This is a genomic window from Myxococcus sp. CA040A (genome assembly GCF_013336725.1).
Taxonomy (GTDB): Bacteria; Myxococcota; Myxococcia; order Myxococcales; family Myxococcaceae; genus Myxococcus; species Myxococcus llanfairpwllgwyngyllgogerychwyrndrobwllllantysiliogogogochensis.
Map to the genome: position 1 here is coordinate 554,737 of NZ_JABUMR010000001.1, position 17,302 is coordinate 572,038.

A 17,302-nucleotide genomic window follows, 5' to 3' on the forward strand; every position below is an offset into this window, starting at 1 on the left:
AAACACTGGTATAGGGGAGGGATGAAGGTCTTCCAGTCGGTGGCGGAGGCGGGCCGGGCGCTGATCGGCCGAGCGCTCGCCCTGGGCAACTTCGACGGGGTGCACGTGGGCCACCAGGCCCTCTTCGCGGAGGCGCGCAAGCACGCTTCCCCCGCGGCGTTCACCTTCAACCCCCACCCGGGCAAGGTGCTCCAGCCAGACCTTGCGCCCAAGCTGATTACCTTGCTGCCCCGCCGCCTGGAGCTGCTCGCCGACCTGGGGCTGGAGGCCACGGTGGTGCAGGCCTTCTCGCGTGACTATGCGCGCACGGGCCCCGCGGACTTCGAGGCCACGCTCTTCGACGCGCTCGGCGTGGCGCACGTGGTGGTGGGCAGCGACTTCACCTACGGCGTGGCGCGCGCGGGCAACGTGGAGACGCTGCGCGAGGCGGCGTCCCGGCGGGGTGCCCGCGTCCATGTGGTGACGCCCGTCACGGTGGACGGGGTGGTGGCCTCGTCCTCACGGGTGCGTGAGTACATCCTCGAGGGGCGCGTGTCCGCCGCGTGCCGGCTCCTGGGTCGCCCGTTCGATCTGGACGGGATGGTCGTGGCGGGGGCGGGGCGGGGGAGGACCATCGGCTTTCCCACCGCCAACGTGGACACCCAGAACGAGCTGCGGCCCGCGCCGGGCGTCTATGCCATCCGCGTGCGCTTCCTCACGGGGGAGGGCGTGGGCACCTGGCATGGGGGCGCCGCCAATATCGGCATCAAGCCCACCTTCGGCGGCACCGAGGTCACCATCGAGGCGCACCTGCTGGATTTCGCGGGGGATATCTACGGGCGGGAGCTGCGCGTGCAGTTCCTGGAGCGCCTTCGCCCCGAGCAGCGGTTCGGCTCCGTGGCGGAGCTGACCGGGCAGATCAAGCGCGACGTGGAGGCCGCTCGCACGGTGATTGCGCGGGCCGGGGAGTGACGCACGCACTTTTCCCGTGATTGTTCAACGGGTTGGCGAGTCCGGGCCCCCAGAGGGCGCCTTGACGGATGTGCGCGGCTCCCCTCTAATTCGCTGTCAGGAACCGTGCCAAAGGTGCTGTGGGGCCCCGAGGCAACGCCCCTGTCTCCCAAGAGCGAGGCGGGCCCCCGCCCGTCTCATCCTTCTGTGCCACAAGGAAGAGGCTTCACGAATGTCCGGTCGATTGGGTGAACTGCTGGTCCGCGAGAATCTCATCTCCGTCCAGCAGCTGCGCAAGGCCCAGGAAGAACAGCAGAAGAGCGGCACGCGCATCGGCACCGCGCTCATCAAGACGGGCGCCATCGAGGAGTCGAAGCTCACCGACTTCCTCTCCAAGCAGTACGGCGTGCCGGCCATCAACCTGAAGGACTTCGACATCGACCCGGACATCATCAAGCTCGTGCCGAAGGAAGTGGCCGAGAAGCACCTGGTGATTCCCGTCAATCGCGCCGGTCCCTCGCTGATCGTCGCCATGTGCGACCCGTCCAACATCTTCGCGGTGGACGACCTGAAGTTCCTCACCGGCTACAACATCGAGACGGTGGTGGCCTCGGAGGTCTCCATCCGCGAGGCCATCGAGCGCTACTACGCGGAGAAGGGCCCCTCGATGGAGGAGATCGTCGGCGACGTCGACGACGAAGTCGAGCTGGCGAAGGAGGAGACGGAGAACATCGACGAGATGGCGAAGGCCGCGGATGACGCGCCCGTCGTCAAGCTGGTGAACCTCATCCTCATGGACGCCATCAAGAAGCGCGCGTCCGATATCCACATCGAACCGTATGAGCGCGACTTCCGCGTCCGCTTCCGGATCGACGGCGTGATGTACGAGGTCATGCGCCCGCCGATGAAGCTGCGCAACGCGATTACGTCGCGTTTGAAGATCATGGCCTCGCTGGACATCTCCGAGCGACGCCTGCCGCAGGACGGCCGCATCAAGATCAAGATTGGCGGCGGCAAGGAGATGGACTTCCGCGTGAGCGTGTGTCCCACGCTCTTCGGCGAGAAGGTCGTGATGCGTCTGCTCGACAAGAGCAACCTGCAGCTCGACATGACGAAGCTGGGCTTCGACGCGGAGCCCCTGGCCTGGTTCAAGGAAGCCATCGACCGTCCCTACGGCATGGTGCTGGTGACGGGCCCCACCGGTTCCGGCAAGACGACGACGCTGTACTCGGCGCTCTCCAGCCTCAACGACGTTGGCACCAACATCTGCACCGCCGAGGACCCGGTCGAATTCAACTTCGCCGGCATCAACCAGGTGCAGATGCATGAAGACATCGGCCTGAACTTCGCCGCGGGCCTGCGCTCGTTCCTCCGCCAGGACCCGGACATCATCATGATTGGTGAGATCCGCGACTTCGAGACGGCGGAAATCGGCGTCAAGGCCGCCCTCACCGGCCACCTGGTGCTCTCCACGCTGCACACCAACGACGCCCCTGGCACGGTGAGCCGTCTGCTCAACATGGGCATCGAGCCGTTCCTCGTGACGGCCTCGCTCAACCTCATCCTCGCCCAGCGTCTGGCGCGCCGCCTGTGCCCCGCCTGCAAGAAGCCGGCGGACAAGGTGGACGAGCAGGCCCTCATCGACGCCGGCATCCCCCCGGACAAGATGGGCACCTTCACCGTGTACGAGAAGGTCGGCTGCCGCGACTGCAATGACCGAGGCTACCGGGGTCGCGTGGCCATCTACGAGGTCATGCCCTTCTGGGACGGCCTCAAGGAGCTGGTCATCAACGGTGGGTCCGCCGCGGAGCTCAAGCAGGAGGCCATCCGTCTGGGCATGAGCAGCCTTCGCATGAGTGGCCTCAAGAAGGTGATGGACGGCTTCACCACTCTGGAAGAAGTGGTCGGCAACACCGCCCCGGACCGTTTCTAGTCACCCCCTCCCCCAGCCTCACCGAAGGACATCCCCACCGTGGCCAACCTGCACCAGCTCCTCAAGGCGATGGTCGAGAAGGGCGCTTCCGACCTCCACGTCACCACCGGCTCGCCGCCGCAATTGCGCGTGGACGGCGAGCTCGTCCCCTTGAAGACGGCGCCGCTGACGCCCGTGGAGACCAAGCAGCTCTGCTACTCCATCCTCACGGACGCCCAGAAGCACAAGTTCGAGGAGGACAACGAGCTGGACCTGTCCTTCGGCGTGAAGGGGCTGTCGCGCTTCCGCGCCAACATCTTCATGCAGCGTGGCGCGGTGGCCGGGGCGTTCCGCACCATTCCCTTCAAGATCCTGACCTTCCAGGAGCTGGGCCTGCCGCCCGTCGTGGCGGAGCTGGTGAAGAAGCCGCGCGGCCTCATCCTGGTGACGGGACCCACGGGGTCGGGCAAGTCCACCACGCTGGCCTCGATGATCGACAAGATCAACACCGAGCGTCATGAGCACATCATGACCATCGAGGACCCCATCGAGTACCTGCACCCGCACAAGAACTGCCTCGTCAATCAGCGCGAGGTGGGTGCGGACACGCGGAACTTCAAGACGGCCCTCAAGTACATCCTGCGTCAGGATCCGGACATCGTGCTGGTGGGCGAGTTGCGCGACCTGGAGACCATCGAGGCCGCGCTCACCATCGCCGAGACGGGCCACATCTGCTACGCGACGCTGCACACCAACAGCGCGGTGCAGACCATCAACCGCGTGCTGGACGTGTTCCCGCCGTACCAGCAGCCGCAGGTGCGCGCCCAGATGTCCTTCGTGCTGGAGGGCGTGATGAGCCAGGCGCTGGTGGCCAAGGCGGGCGCTCCGGGCCGCATCCTCGCCCTGGAGGTCATGATTCCCAACCCCGCCATCCGGAACCTCATCCGCGAGGACAAGGTCCACCAGATCTACTCCTCCATGCAGGTGGGTCAGGCCAAGTACGGCATGCAGACCTTCAATCAGGCCCTGGCGGCGCTGCTCCTGCGCCGGCTCATCACCCAGGACGAGGCCTTCGGTCGCTCCAGCGACCCGGACGAACTGCGCAACATCCTTTCCACTGGGGGTGGCGGGCTACCGGGTACCCAGCGACCAGCCGGAGGAGCGACGGGTCGTTAGTTCCTGGTTTCGAGATTCAGCGGTTAGACTCGCGCGGCGTTTGCGGAGGTCGAGCTCATGGCAGCACCGGCAGTCCAGAAGGCAACAGCTTCCAAGAAGAACACCGCCCAGTTCCTCTGGGAGGCGAAGACCAAGAGCGGGGAGACGAAGAAGGGCGAGATGGAGGCCTCGGACAGCGAGGCCGTCAACGCCCGTCTGAAGTCCCTGGGCCTCAATCCCGTCAAGGTGCGCAAGAAGAGCGCCTTCGACGGCGAAGTCACCATCCCGGGCTTCGGCGGCGTCACCGGCAAGGACATCCTCGTCTTCACGCGCCAGTTCGCGACGATGATCGACGCGGGTCTCCCCCTGGTGCAGTGCTTGGACATCCTCGCCAACCAGATGGACAACCCCGCCTTCAAGAAGGTGGTGCTGGCCATCAAGGCGAAGGTGGAGCAGGGCAGCACCTTCGCGGATGCGCTCAAGGAGCACCCCAAGGTCTTCGACGAGCTCTACATCCAGCTCTGCGCGGCCGGTGAGGTCGGCGGTATCCTCGACACCATCCTCAACCGTCTGGCGGCCTACCGCGAGAAGGCGGAGAAGCTCAAGCGCAAGGTCAAGGGCGCGATGACCTACCCGGCCATCGTCATCCTCGTGGCCATTGGCGTGACGGCGCTGCTGCTGCTCAAGGTGACGCCCGTGTTCGCGGCCATGTTCGCGGACTTCGGCTCGGCGCTGCCCGCTCCCACCCAGTTCGTGGTGGACTTGTCCGCCTGGGCGGAGGCGTACTGGCTGCACGTCCTCAGCATCATCACCGCGGTCGTCGTCTCCTTCACCTGGAGCTACAAGCAGCCCAGGGGCCGCAAGTTCTGGGACAAGGTCTTCCTGAAGGTGCCGCTGTTCGGCCCGGTGCTCCGCAAGGTGGCGGTGGCGCGCTTCACGCGCACGCTGGGCACGATGATCTCCTCGGGCGTGCCCATCCTCGACGCGCTCGACGTGACGGCGAAGACGGCTGGTAACCGCACGGTGGAAGAGGCCATCTACTACGTGCGTGGGAAGATCTCCGAAGGCAAGAACATCGCCGGTCCGCTGCTCGAGACGAAGGTGTTCCCGTCCATGGTGGTGCAGATGATTGGCGTCGGTGAAGCGACGGGCGCCATGGACACCATGCTCAACAAGATCGCCGACTTCTACGACGACGAAGTGGACACCGCCGTCAGCGCGCTGACGGCCATGATCGAGCCCCTGTTGATGGTGTTCCTCGGCGGCGTGGTCGGTGGCTTCCTCATCGCCATGTACCTGCCCATCTTCTCCATTGCCGGTGCCATCAAGTAGCTCCGCTGTCGCCAGGGCGCGCGCGGACGAGTCCGAGAGGCTCCGCGCGCGCCTGGTCTGGCTGGTGTTGTTCCGCACGGTGGCGGCGAGTCTGTCGCTCGTCATCACCGTGGGTCGCCTGCTGCTCCAGCCCCTCGAGGAGCCGAGCCGGGCGGACTCGCTCTCGCTCTCCGTCATCGTCGCCGCGTATGTCTCCACGGTGGTGGTGGGCATCCGGCTGCGGCGGGAGAAGGCCGGACGGCTGGACGCGTGGGTGCAGGTGCTGGGCGACGTCGTCATCGCCACGGGCCTTGTGTACCTCAGCGGCGGGGCCGACTCCCCGCTGACGTTCCTCTACAGCCTGGCCGTCATCGGCGCCGCCGTGGTGTTGGACTGGCGGGGCGCGCTCTGGGTGGCGGCGGCGGGCGCGGTGGCCTTCGCCGGACTGGTGGGGGTTCTGCGGCTGTTGGACACCTCGCCGCTGGGCCCGCTGCTCTCCAGCCGGGGCCTCTTCGTGCTGGGCAGCAACCTGCTGGCGCTGGCGCTCATCGCCGTGCTGGCGGGCTACCTGTCCCGACAGCTCTCCGCGACGGGCGGCGCGTTGTCCGCGCGCGAGGCGGACCTGCGAAAGCTGGGAGGGCTGCAGCAGCAGATTCTCTCCTCCATGCCCTCGGGGCTCATCACCTGCGACGCGCAGAAGCGCATCACATACGTCAACGCCGCCGCGCGCGGCATCCTCCATGGGGAGGAGTCGGTCAGCGTGGGCCAGCCGCTGGAGTCGCTGCTCCCCGGAGTGTCGGGGCTCGCGCCGCGCTCGTCGCGCGGCGAGCTGGTGGTGGGCACGGACGGGGGGCGTCGTCGCATCATCCTCGGGCTGTCGGTGACGCCGCTGGAGGGCGAGCCGGGGGCGCTGCTCATCGTCTTCCAGGATTTGACGGAGCTGCGGCGGATGGAGGAGGACCTGGAGCGCTCGGACCGGCTCGCGAGCCTGGGGGCGCTCTCCGCGCAGCTGGCGCACGAGCTGCGCAACCCGCTGGCGGCGATGCGGGGCTCCGCGCAGCTGCTGGCGCAGGAGTGCTCGCGGGACGTGGTGGTGCAGAAGCTCACCAACATCCTGGTGCGCGAGTCGGATCGGCTCGGGCGGCTGGTGGAGGACTTCCTGCGCTTCGCGCGTCCTCCGGAGCCCATGCGTCGCGAGGTGTCGCTGGACGCGCTCCTGGCGGAGACGGTGGACATGTTGCGGGCGGACCCCCTGGCGCGGGACGTGCGGGTGGAGGTGTCCGCGCAGGAGCGACTGACGGCCGCGGTGGATCCGGACCAGCTGCGTCAGGTGCTCATCAACCTGGTGCGCAACGGGTTCCAGGCGGCGGGACCGAGGGGCGAGGTGCGGGTGGGGCTGGCGAGAAGCGAGAAGGAAGCGCAGATTCGGGTGTGGGACTCGGCGGGAAGCATCACCGAGGAGATGATGGGCCATCTGTTCGAGCCTTTCTTCACCACGCGGGACGGAGGCACGGGACTGGGGTTGTCCACCGCGCACTCCATCGTCCGCGCGCATGGCGGCTCCATCCGCGTGCGCTCGGACCCGGCCGAGGGAACGGAGTTCGTCGTGGGGTTGCCGCTGTGACGACCGCGCATGCAGCAGAGAGCGGAGTGAGAGGCCACATTCTCGTCGTGGACGACGAGCTGTCCATGCGGGAGTACCTGGAGCTGTTGCTGCACCGCGAGGGTTACGCGGTGACGAGCGTGCCCGGGGTGAAGCCCGCGTGCGAGGTGCTCGCGCGCGACGGGGTGGACCTGGTCATCTCCGACATGAAGCTGGGGACGGGCAGCGGCCTGGACGTGCTGCGCACGGCGCGGGCGCGCAAGGAGCCTCCGGAAGTCGTGCTGATTACGGCCTACGGGACGCCGTCCGCCGCCGTGGAGGCGATGCGCGAGGGGGCGTACGACTACATCTGCAAGCCCTTCGACAACGAGGAGCTGCGGCTGCTGGTGCAGAAGGCGCTGGAGAAGCGCACGTTGCGGCAGGAGAACATCACGCTGCGCGCGCGGCTGTTGCCCGGGCTGGGCGTGGCGGTGGGGCAGAGCGCGCGGATGCAGGCGGTGTGGTCCCTGGTGGAGAAGGTGGCGCCGGGGCGCAGCACGGTGCTGGTGACGGGGGAGAGCGGCACGGGCAAGGAGCTGGTGGCGCGTGGCATCCACATGCGCGGCAATCGGGCGGCGCAGCCCTTCCTGCCCTTCAACTGCGCGGCGCTCAACGAGGGCACGCTGGAGAGCGAGCTGTTTGGCCACGTGAAGGGGGCCTTCACGGGGGCGTTGCACGAGCGCGCGGGCCTGCTGGTGTCCGCGGGTGAGGGCACGGTGATGCTGGACGAAGTCGGCGAGATGCCGCTGGCCACGCAGGTGAAGCTCCTGCGGGTGCTCCAGGAGCGGAAGGTGAAGCCGGTGGGGAGCGCGGCGGAGGTGCCCTTCCAGGCGCGAGTCATCGCGGCGACGAACCGGCGGCTGGAGACGGAAGTGAAGGCGGGGCGCTTTCGCGAGGACCTCTTCTACCGACTCAATGTGATTACGCTGGAGCTGCCACCCCTGCGCGAGCGCGCGGGCGACATCTCGCTCCTGGCGGGCCACTTCCTGTCGAGGATGGCGGAGGAGCTGGGGCGGCCGGGCCTGCGCTTCGCGCCAGAGACGCTGGCGTTGCTCGAGCGCTACGCGTTCCCCGGCAACGTGCGGCAGCTTCAGAACATGGTGGAGCGCGCGGCCACGCTGTCGGACTCGGACCTGCTGGGGCCGTCCACGCTGCCGCCCGCGGTGCGCGGCGAGGCGGAGCCGGTGGCGCGTCCGGGCGAGGGCGGCGAGCCCCAGTTGAGCGGCGGCTTCAACCTGGAGCGCCACCTGGACGACAGCGAGCGGCGCTACCTGCTGGCGGCGCTGAAGCAGGCGGGTGGGGTGAAGACGCGCGCGGCGGACCTGCTCGGCCTGTCCTTCCGCTCGTTCCGCTACCGGCTGGCGAAGCACGGCCTCACGGACGAACTGGAGGACCCCGCGCCGGTGCGAAGCGGAGAGTGACGCTCCCTTCGCGGGCCCGGACCTAGAAGCCGAGCGCCGCCCTGGCGCCGTCCGCGGCCTCCAGGCCCATGCGCCAGTTGGCGTCCTGGCTGTTGTAGGAGAAGCGGCCGCCGCGGCCGATGGAACTCAGGCGCTCGAAGTTGTCGAGGTGCTCCTGGAGGGGCTGGAGGACGCGTTGGAAGCCGGGCTGGTACACTGGATAGCAGCGCGGCAGGCGCACCACGTGGAATCGCCCGACCGGGGCCGGCCCCAGCAGGCCCACGGACTCCAGCTCCTTCCTGGCGAGCGCCGCCATGGCTTCATCGGACTCGCTCCAGAGGGCCTCGTCCTGGGAGCACCAGTACTCCGCGCAGAGGATGGTGGAGCGCTCCGCGCCGTAGAGTCCGGGGACCCAGTTGCGGAAGTTGGTGACGCGGCAGGTCCTGACCGCGCGCGTGTGCATCTCCAGCCACGACTCGGGGAACAGCCCCGTCTCGTGGACCTCCAGATACACCAGGAGCGCGCTTCGGAAGGTGAGCACGTCGCGCGCCTCGGTGAGCGCCCGTTGCACCTCGGGGGGCTGGCCTGGAAGCTGTGCCACGAGCGGCACCAGCGGGGCGCTGGAGATGATGTAGTCGTAGGCCCGCGAGCCGTGGGAGGACTTCAGCCCCGTCACGCGGCGGCCCTCGACCTCCAGCGCCTCCACCCGGCTCTCCAGGAGTACTTCGCCGCCGTGGTCTCGGACGAACTGGGCCATGCGCTCGTACACCTCTCCGGTGCCGCGCTGGGGGTAGGGGAACTGCTCGGTGACCTGCTTGACGGCGCGTGCCCGGGCGTTGCTCGCGCCCGTGCGCAAGGCGGCGAGCACGGTGTCGACCAGCGAGGCGTCCTTGGCCGCGGCGCCGGACACGCTGGCGTCCACCGCGGAGCAGGGCCGTCCGAAGAACTTCTCGTTGAAGTCTCGGAAGAACTGCTCGTAGACGCGGCGGCCAAAGTGCTGCACCAGCCAGTCCTCGAACGTTCGAACCTCCGGAAGCGGGCGCAGTTGCTGGCGCCCGTAGTCGAGCACGCACCGGATGGATTCGGTGAGGCCCACCTTGCGCACCACATCCACCACCTGGAGCGGGTAGCGCAGCACCTTCCCATCATTCCGGAAGACACCGGGATGGGACTCGACGGTGGCCCAGTCCTCTCCCACCACGCTCTTCCAGAGCGAGTCGATGCGCGCATCCTGCGTGTGGAAGCGGTGCGGCCCCAGGTCCACCCGCTGGTTCCACAAGTCCAGGGTGCGCGACAGTCCGCCGACGACGCGGCTGCCCTCGTGGACCTCGACCTGGGCACCGGCCTTCGCCAGGACATAGGCGGCGGTGAGGCCCGCGGGGCCGGCACCCACCACCGCGATGCGGGGACGGGGCGACAGGGGCGAGGGGGCGCTGGAGGCGGAGATGCTCATGGCGAGACGGGGCGCGGGGCGGAGCGGAAGTAGCGGGCGAAGGCGGGGTCCGCGTGTCGCGCGTGGACGTGCTCGGGGCGGTACACGCGCAACGTGTATTCGTAGAGGGGCCCCGCGGCATCCAGCTCCCAGAACCGACTCAGCTTGCCCACCACGAAGTCCAGCAGCGCGCCCGGCGGCTGGTAGTACAGCTCCTCGCGCGTGTACTCGGGGTCGTGGAACGTGGTGAGGAAGTTCACCGAGAAGCCCTTCGTGCACAGCGCGTACATGGCGGCCAGCATGCCCTCGACGAAGCCGCGCCAGGCCTCGGGCGTGGCCGAGAGCCGGACGTTGAAGGTCCCCGACAGCGTCAGGTAGTCGTACCGTTCGGGCGGAAGGCTCGCGACGATGTCGCGCGTATGGAAGGTGCCCTGGGGAAACTTGCGCGCGCACGACTCCGTGAACGAGGGATGGACGTCGCTGCCGGAGTAGCGGGCCTCCGGGTGATGGTGCTGGAGGAACTCGCCGAAGTGCCCCATGCCGCACCCCACCTCGTGCACGGAGAAGGGGCCCGACGCGCCTTCGAAGAGCCGGGCCAGCCGGTGGAAGCGCTCGTATTGGGTGGCCTGGTCCCGGTGCGACAGGGCACGGGGGTCGTCTCCGTACTGGTCCAGGAGCGCGCCGTAGAAGGCGCGCTGCTCTTCAGCGATGTCCATGGAGGGTCTCCTGTCGCGCGGGCTCGGCCCGTGGCTCCGCGACGGCCAGCCTGGAGGTGCTCGTCGCCTGCCGCACCACCGCCTGGGGCTTCTGATTGATTTGGAGGAAGATGCGCGCCACGTACTCGGAGAGGATGCCCACGCCGAGCAGCGTCACTCCCGAGGAGAACAGCACCGCCACCGCCAGCGATGCCCAGCCAGGCACGGTGATGGTCCCGGTGATGCGCGAGAAGACCACCACTCCGCCCGCGATGGCGGACAGCACGGACAAGAGGAAGCCGCCGACGGAGGCGAGCCGGAGGGGGAAGGTGGCGTAGTTGAAGAGCAGGTTGAAGAACACCGTCACCAGTCGGCCCAGCGTGTACGAGCTGCGCAGCCCCTCGGGGTGCTCGTGGCGCACCTCGGCGGCGGTGATGCGGTCGGTGACCCAGGACAGGTAGATGTCGAGGATGATGTCGTGCCGCTCGCTGCGGGCGACCTCGGCGGCGACGCGCCCGGAGATGAGCCGGAAGGCGGAGATGTCGAAGGCCACCCGCATCACCCTGCGAGGGATGACCATGATGAGGCGCGAGGCCAGCGAGCGCCACCCGGGGCCCTGCCTCACGCGGGGCAGACCGTAGACGACATCCGCGTCGGCCTGCTCGGCGCGGGCCAGCAGCGCGCCAATCTCCTCGGGCGGGTTCTGCAGGTCCTCGTCGAGCGTCACGACCCAGCGCCCACGGGCATGCCGGAAGCCGCACACCGTGGCGTTGTGTTGCCCGAAGTTGCGCATCAGCCGCACGCCCACGATGTGCTCATCCCCCTGCGCCAGCTTCTCGATGACGGCCCACAGCGCGGGCCTGGCGCTGTCGTCGACCAGGATGATTTCGAAGGGGGTGTGGCGGGCCTCCAACGTGCGGACCAGCCGCGCGCACAGCTCGGGGAGCGAGGACTCCCCACGAAAGCAGGGGACGACCACGGAGATGTCGACGACGGATGGGCTCATGCGAAGGAGGGCGGGCGGGGGAGCCCAACGCTCGCGAATCCTACCGCGTTCCCTGGAACTGTCGCGCGGCGGAGTGCGCTCGCCTGGTCGCCGCGAGTCCCTGGGGCACCCCGAGCGCGGTGTCCTCCGGGCGGGCGGGGGAGCCCCTCCGAGGCTCAAGCGGCTCCCGGAGCCCGGGAGGGTGCTGTAGCCTGGAGGCCCTCCCGCCTGCTTCATCGTGACGCCATGACCATTCCCTTCAATCGGCTGCAGATGCTCGGAGACGAGGCGAAGTACATCGAGCAGGCGCTGGCCAACAGCCACCTCATGGGCGATGGAGGTTTCACGCGCAAGTGCCATGCGCTGCTGGAGGAGCTGCTGGGCGTGAGGCGGGCGCTGCTGACCACGTCCTGCACCCACGCGCTGGAGATGGCCGGACTGCTGCTCGATTTGCAGCCGGGGGACGAGGTCATCGTCCCGTCCTTCACCTTCGTCTCCACCGCGAACGCCTTCGCGTTGCGGGGCGCGCGTCCCGTCTTCGCGGACGTGCGGCCCGACACGCTGAACCTGGATGAGCGCAAGCTGGAGGCGCTCATCACCGAGCGCACGCGCCTCATCGTCCCCGTCCACTACGCGGGCGTGGGCTGTGAGATGGACGCCATCATGGACATCGCCACGCGCCGAGGCGTGGCCGTGGTGGAGGACAACGCGCATGGCCTCTTTGGCCACTACCGGGGACGGGCCCTGGGCACCTTCGGGACCTTCTCCACGCTCAGCTTCCACGAGACGAAGAACGTGAGCTGTGGAGAAGGGGGGGCGCTGCTCATCAACGACGCGCACCATGCCGAGCGGGCGGAAATCATCCGCGAGAAGGGCACCAACCGCAGCCGTTTCTTCCGCGGCATGGTGGACAAGTACACGTGGGTGGACATCGGCTCCAGCTACGTCATGTCGGACTTGCTGGCGGCCTTCCTCTACGGGCAGCTTCGCGAGCATGAGCGCATCCAGGCGCGGCGCCGGGCGCTCTGGGACACGTACCACCAGGAGCTCTCCGCCTGGGCGACCGCCCAGGGCGTGGCCCAGCCCCACGTGCCCGCGCACTGCGAGCAGGCCTATCACATGTATTACCTGCTGATGCCGTCGCTGGAGGCCCGCACGCGCTTCATCCAGCAGCTGCGTCAGCAGGGCATCAACGCCGTGTTCCACTACCTGCCGCTGCACAGTTCGGAGATGGGCCGGAAGTTTGGCGGAGAGGTGGGCGCCTGTCCGGTGACGGAGGACGTCAGCGACCGGCTGGTGCGGCTGCCGTTCTACAGCACGATGACGGAAGCGGAGCAGTCCACGGTGCTCTCCGCCGTGAGGGACTTCCGGTGCTAGCGGCCCGGCACTCCGTCGCCATCATCCAATCCAACTACCTGCCCTGGAAGGGCTACTTCGACATCATCCACGATGTGGACACGTTCATCTTCTACGATGACGTGCAGTACACGCACCGCGACTGGCGCAACCGCAATCGCGTGAAGACGGCCCAGGGGCCGGTGTGGCTCACGGTGCCGGTGGGCTCCAGCACGGATCGGCTCATCTGCGACGTGCGAATCGAAGAGGGCACGTGGGCGCGCAAGCATTGGGAGACGCTGCGACACCAGTACGGCCGCGCGCCCCACTTCGAGCGCTATGCGCCGCTCTTGCGTGAGGTGTACCTGGAGCGGACGTGGACGCACCTGTCGGAGCTGAACCAGTTCCTGGTGCGCCGAATCGCCGAGGAGTGTCTGGGCATCCAGGTGCGCTTTCGCGACTCGCGCGAATGGACGCTCACCGGCGCGAAGCGGGAGCGGATCCTCGACCTGCTGCGGCACGCGGGCGCCACGCACTATGTTTCGGGCCCCGCGGCTCGCGACTACCTTCGACAGGAGGACTTCGACGCCGCGGGAATCCAGCTCACCTACAAGGACTACGCGGGGTACCCCACGTACCCCCAGCCCCATCCACCCTTCGAGCACGCGGTGACGGTGCTGGATGTGCTCTTCCACCTGGGGCCGGAAGCACCCGAGGCCATCTGGGGCTGGCGCCAGCGGGCTCGCTGAGGGGCTGCCTGCCCCCTGTTCGTCCTCGCGTCCGTGCTTGCGGCTTTGCCCGGCGCGCGAGGGGTGTGCTACCCCACGAGAGCGATGACTTCGGCTCGTGGCAGTACGGGATGGAACGCGGTGGCCCAGGGCGCCCTGGGGTGTTTTCTGGTGGCGGCCTTCTTCGGGTTGAAAGAGACCGCACCCGGGCTGACCGTCTCCTTCCGCATGCCCTTCAGCGCCAGCTCTTCCGGAGAGCTGTACCAGTGGCTGGGCCACGCGCTGTTGCTGGTGCCGGGAGGTGTCCTGCTGGGGCTGTCGCTCGTGCACGGGCTGTCGGCGCCAGCGGTCCGGATGTGGCGCCGGCTGGAGGCGCTGAGCGCGCAGGAGCGGCGCGCTGGAGCCGTGTTGGTGGCGGTGGTGGCCTTCCTGCTCGCGCGAGTCGGGCGCTTCGTGTTCCTGCTGGACCGTCCCATCACGGATGACGAGCAGGCGGCTCGCTTCGGTGGGCAGGTGCTCGCCAGCGGCAGGTTCCTGGTGAAGCTGACGGACCCGCTGGAGTCCTTCCCCACCATCTTCCTCTACGTGCGGGATGGCATGGGCTCCAGCTTCGAGTGGCTCGGGCTGCAGGTGGCGTGGGCGTTGGGGGAGCTGACGGGGACGGGCTCGCTCGTCTTCTCGCTGGCGGCGGCGGTGCCCGCGGTGGTGGTGGCCTGGGTGGCCACCCGGCGGCTGGGCCCGGCGTGGGGTGGGGTGGCCGCGCTGCTGGTGCTGCTGTCACCGATGTCCGCGCTGCTGTCGATGACCGCTCATGCGCACCTGCTGTCCCGCGCGGCCTTGTCGGTGGCGGTGGTGTGCTTCCTCCAGGCGGAGGAGAAGGGCGGGCGCTGGTGGACGTGGCTGGGGCTGGTGAGTGGTGTCTCCTTCCTGTGTCGGCCGTTCGAGACCCTCTTCTTCCTGGCGCCGTTCTACCTCTGGGTGCTCTGGCGGCTGGTGCGCCGGGAGCTGCCCGTGGGAGCGTGTCTGGGAGGGCTGGTGCTGGGCTGGTTGCCGGCGGTGGTGGCCTTCCTCGCCTTCAACCATGCGGTGACGGGGGACGCGTTGCTCCCCGCGCGCGTGTCCATGTACACCTTCCCGGCGAAGCTCTCCGCGCATGACGCCTCGATGCTGGAGCGCTTCGGCGCGAACACCAGCTACAACGCGTTGATGCTCGCGGTGTGGTTCCTCGGGCCGGTGGGGGTGCTCCTCGTGGGAGTCGGGGCGTCGTGGGACCGGCTGACGAAGCTGTTGCTCCTGTCGGTGCTGGCGCTGCTGGGGCTGGGGCTCTTCCACGACAACCACGGCATCCACTCGGTGGGTCCCATTCACTATTCGGAATGCGCGCCGGCGCTGGCGCTGGTGGCCGTGCATGGGCTGCGGAGGCTGGTGGATGTGGCCCGCCGGGCTGAGCTGCCGTCCGCGACAGTCATGGCGGGAGTGCTCGGTTCCCTGGTGGTCGGACTGGGCATCTTCGACATGCGCAACGCGCTGGCCCTGCGAGAGCAAGCCCTCATCCACGAGTCGATGGAGGCGTACCTGAATGACGCGGGGCTGGGGCGCGCGGTGGTGCTGGCGCCTCAGTACGCCGTGGCCTGGAATCAAGTGCCCGCGTTCCGGAAGGTGGGGAGCTTCGTCCTGGAGTGGCCTCCTCCGCACCCGAGCTACGAGGAAGACCTCATCGTCCTGCACGATGGGCCGGGCTTCGCGGAGAAGCTGCGACCGCGGTTCCCGGATCGCCGCTTCTTCCGAATGGTGCCCGGCAAGGCCCCGGACCCCTTCCGGCTGGAGCCCCTGGACGACGGTGGCGCGCCTCCTCCCGCCTCGCCCGCGCCCACCGCGGAAACGGGCGGACGTTGAAGCGCGTCATGCGAGCGCGCGAACGCGTGGGCGCCGCGAGTCCGTCCCTCGCGGCGTTTCAATCCGCCGTCATCCCGTCCTTCTGGCCCTGAGCTTTCGAGGCCCCTCATGGCAACCTCCGCCGCGCGCCCCAGCTCCCTCCGTCCTTCTCCGCACTCCCTCCTCGTCTTCGTCACGGCGCTGGCGGTGTATGCGGGGACGCTGCGCAACGGGCTCGTCTATGACGACATCCCGCTCGTGGTGCAGAACCCGTGGTTGCGCTCGCTGGACACGCTGGCCGAGGCCTTCCAGCGCCCGCTGTTCGCGTTCGACGACGAGCCCACCTCCCAGGTGGATCGCAGCCCCGCGGAGAGCTACTTCCGGCCGCTCGCCCACGTGCTGTTCTTCGCGCAACGCGCGCTCTTCGGCACCACGGCCTGGCCGCACCACCTGGTGCTGATGCTCCTGCATGGCCTGGCGTCGCTCCTGGTGGGATGGCTCCTGCGTGAGTGCCTCCGTCGCCCCGGGGAGAACCTCTCCGAGGCAGGAAGCTGGGCCGCGCTCGCCGGCGCGCTGCTCTTCGCCGTGCACCCCGTGCACACGGAGTCGGTGGCCTGGGTGAGTGGGTGCATGGACGTCGCGGCCACGCTGATGGTCCTGCTCTCGGTGCGCCTCATGGTGGGGAGCTCCGGCTCATGGCGATGGGGCGTGGGAGCGGGCCTGTTGTGGTTCGCGGGCCTGCTGTTCAAGGAAGTGGCGGTGGTGTTCCCCGTGGTGCTGTGGGCCACGGACCGTGCGGTGGGCACGCGTCCCGCCCGCCCGGGGCTTCGAGGGTGGGCGCTCCGATATGCCCCCCTGGGGCTGGGGCTGCTGGGGTACGCGGCCCTCCGGCTCAACGCGGTGGGCTTGTCTCTTCCCGTCCCCGTGGGGTCGGGGCGCACGGGGCTGTATCCCCTGCACATGCTGGCCCTGGCGGGGAAGCTGCTGGGCAAGCTGCTCTGGCCCCATCCGCTCGTGCTGACCATTCCCCTGCGTGTTCCACCCGAGCCGACCGAGATAGCCCTGGGCGCCGTGTTGCTCGTGGCCCTGCTCGGCCTGCTGTGGTGGAAGCGCCGCGACGCGGGGCCGGCCTTCGCTGGCGGCGTGTGGCTCCTGGCCCCGCTCCTGCCCGTCTTCTTCTTGCAGCTCAGAGGCGTGGAGGCCTACGCGGAGCGGTTCCTCTACCTGCCTTCCGTGGGCTTCTGCCTGTTGGCCGCAACGGGGCTGCGAGGGCTCCTGGAGCGATGGCGCGAGCATGCGCGAGCAGTGAAGCTCCTGGTGGGGGGTGTCGTCGTGGTGTGCTCCGTGCTGACGCTGGTGCGTGTGCCCGCCTGGCATGACGAGGTCTCGCTCTGGGAAGACACGGTGGCGATGACGCCTGGCCAGCCCATCCTCAGAGGCTATCTGGGCGGGGCCTATCTCAAGGCGCGTCGCCCCGAGCAGGCCCTGGCGGAGCTCCAGCTTGCCGCGGTGGAGCTGCCACGCAGCTATCAAATCCAGAGCGACCTGGCGGTGGCCTACGCGCTCCTGGGAAGGATGGACCTCGCCATCGTCCAGTTCGAGCGCATCCTCCAGCTTCGTCCTGGCGAGCCGGTGGTCATCCACAACCTCGGGCTCGCGTTGCGGCGGACGAAGCGGATGGAGGAGGCGGTTGCTCGCTTTCAGGAGGTCCTGCGGCTGGCTCCGCGTCGCGCGGATTCTCACCTGGAACTCGGGCGTACGCTGCTGCAGATGGGACGCCCGGCGGAGGCCGTGGCTCCACTGGAGGAGGCCTTGCGCCTCCAGCCAGAGTCAGAGCCCGCTCGGCGAGGATTGCAGCAGGCCCGGATGGCCCTGGGCTCCCCGCCCTGATTCAGGTGACAG

13 protein-coding genes are annotated in these 17,302 nt (G+C 68.7%); 10 read left to right on the forward strand and 3 right to left on the reverse strand.

Annotated features, from left to right (window positions below):
* The first annotated feature begins 21 nt into the window (after positions 1 to 21).
* The 6 genes from HUA75_RS02270 (at position 22) to HUA75_RS02295 (ending at position 8,371) form a co-directional block, all read left to right on the forward strand.
* Positions 22 to 951, forward strand: coding sequence for a bifunctional riboflavin kinase/FAD synthetase (locus tag HUA75_RS02270; protein ID WP_174453010.1), 930 nt, complete (start codon positions 22 to 24; stop codon positions 949 to 951).
* 211 nt (positions 952 to 1,162) lie between these two features.
* A complete protein-coding gene (gene pilB / locus HUA75_RS02275) occupies positions 1,163 to 2,863 on the forward strand; it encodes a type IV-A pilus assembly ATPase PilB (protein WP_141648911.1) in 1,701 nt (566 codons plus the stop codon).
* A gap of 39 nt (positions 2,864 to 2,902) precedes the next feature.
* On the forward strand, positions 2,903 to 4,018 hold the full coding sequence (locus tag HUA75_RS02280; protein WP_141648910.1) for a type IV pilus twitching motility protein PilT: 1,116 nt from the start codon (positions 2,903 to 2,905) through the stop codon (positions 4,016 to 4,018).
* A 57-nt stretch (positions 4,019 to 4,075) separates the two neighbouring features.
* Positions 4,076 to 5,329, forward strand: coding sequence for a type II secretion system F family protein (locus HUA75_RS02285; protein WP_174485418.1), 1,254 nt, complete (start codon positions 4,076 to 4,078; stop codon positions 5,327 to 5,329).
* A 61-nt stretch (positions 5,330 to 5,390) separates the two neighbouring features.
* Positions 5,391 to 6,932, forward strand: coding sequence for a nitrogen regulation protein NR(II) (locus HUA75_RS02290; RefSeq protein WP_174485898.1), 1,542 nt, complete (start codon positions 5,391 to 5,393; stop codon positions 6,930 to 6,932).
* A gap of 26 nt (positions 6,933 to 6,958) precedes the next feature.
* Entirely contained in the window at positions 6,959 to 8,371 is a 1,413-nt protein-coding gene (locus HUA75_RS02295) for a sigma-54 dependent transcriptional regulator (RefSeq protein ID WP_281291621.1), read from the forward strand.
* A gap of 22 nt (positions 8,372 to 8,393) precedes the next feature.
* On the opposite strand, the gene HUA75_RS02300 is transcribed toward HUA75_RS02295, so the two are convergent.
* From HUA75_RS02300 to HUA75_RS02310, 3 genes are read right to left on the reverse strand one after another with little or no spacing between them, the layout of a single operon-like run.
* Positions 8,394 to 9,803: an FAD-dependent oxidoreductase gene (locus HUA75_RS02300; RefSeq protein WP_174485419.1), complete on the reverse strand. Its 1,410-nt coding sequence runs from the start codon at positions 9,801 to 9,803 to the stop codon at positions 8,394 to 8,396.
* Entirely contained in the window at positions 9,800 to 10,498 is a 699-nt protein-coding gene (locus tag HUA75_RS02305; protein ID WP_141642900.1) for a class I SAM-dependent methyltransferase, read from the reverse strand. Before HUA75_RS02305 ends, HUA75_RS02300 begins: the two co-directional genes overlap by 4 nt.
* Positions 10,485 to 11,483 carry a glycosyltransferase family 2 protein gene (locus HUA75_RS02310; RefSeq protein ID WP_174485420.1) on the reverse strand — a complete coding sequence of 333 codons (999 nt, stop codon included), beginning with the start codon at positions 11,481 to 11,483 and terminating at the stop codon, positions 10,485 to 10,487. The genes HUA75_RS02305 and HUA75_RS02310 overlap by 14 nt, the downstream gene beginning before the upstream one ends.
* Before the next feature lie 225 nt (positions 11,484 to 11,708).
* Here HUA75_RS02310 and rffA point away from each other — a divergent pair, with 225 nt between their 5' ends.
* The 4 genes from rffA (at position 11,709) to HUA75_RS02330 (ending at position 17,290) form a co-directional block, all read left to right on the forward strand.
* Entirely contained in the window at positions 11,709 to 12,839 is a 1,131-nt protein-coding gene (gene rffA / locus HUA75_RS02315; RefSeq protein WP_141642898.1) for a dTDP-4-amino-4,6-dideoxygalactose transaminase, read from the forward strand.
* Positions 12,833 to 13,546 carry a WbqC family protein gene (locus HUA75_RS02320; RefSeq protein WP_141642897.1) on the forward strand — a complete coding sequence of 238 codons (714 nt, stop codon included), beginning with the start codon at positions 12,833 to 12,835 and terminating at the stop codon, positions 13,544 to 13,546. Before rffA ends, HUA75_RS02320 begins: the two co-directional genes overlap by 7 nt.
* An 84-nt stretch (positions 13,547 to 13,630) precedes the next feature.
* Positions 13,631 to 15,421 carry a glycosyltransferase family 39 protein gene (locus tag HUA75_RS02325; RefSeq protein ID WP_174485421.1) on the forward strand — a complete coding sequence of 597 codons (1,791 nt, stop codon included), beginning with the start codon at positions 13,631 to 13,633 and terminating at the stop codon, positions 15,419 to 15,421.
* 108 nt (positions 15,422 to 15,529) lie between these two features.
* Positions 15,530 to 17,290, forward strand: coding sequence for a tetratricopeptide repeat protein (locus tag HUA75_RS02330; RefSeq protein WP_174485422.1), 1,761 nt, complete (start codon positions 15,530 to 15,532; stop codon positions 17,288 to 17,290).
* The last annotated feature ends 12 nt before the right edge of the window (positions 17,291 to 17,302 follow it).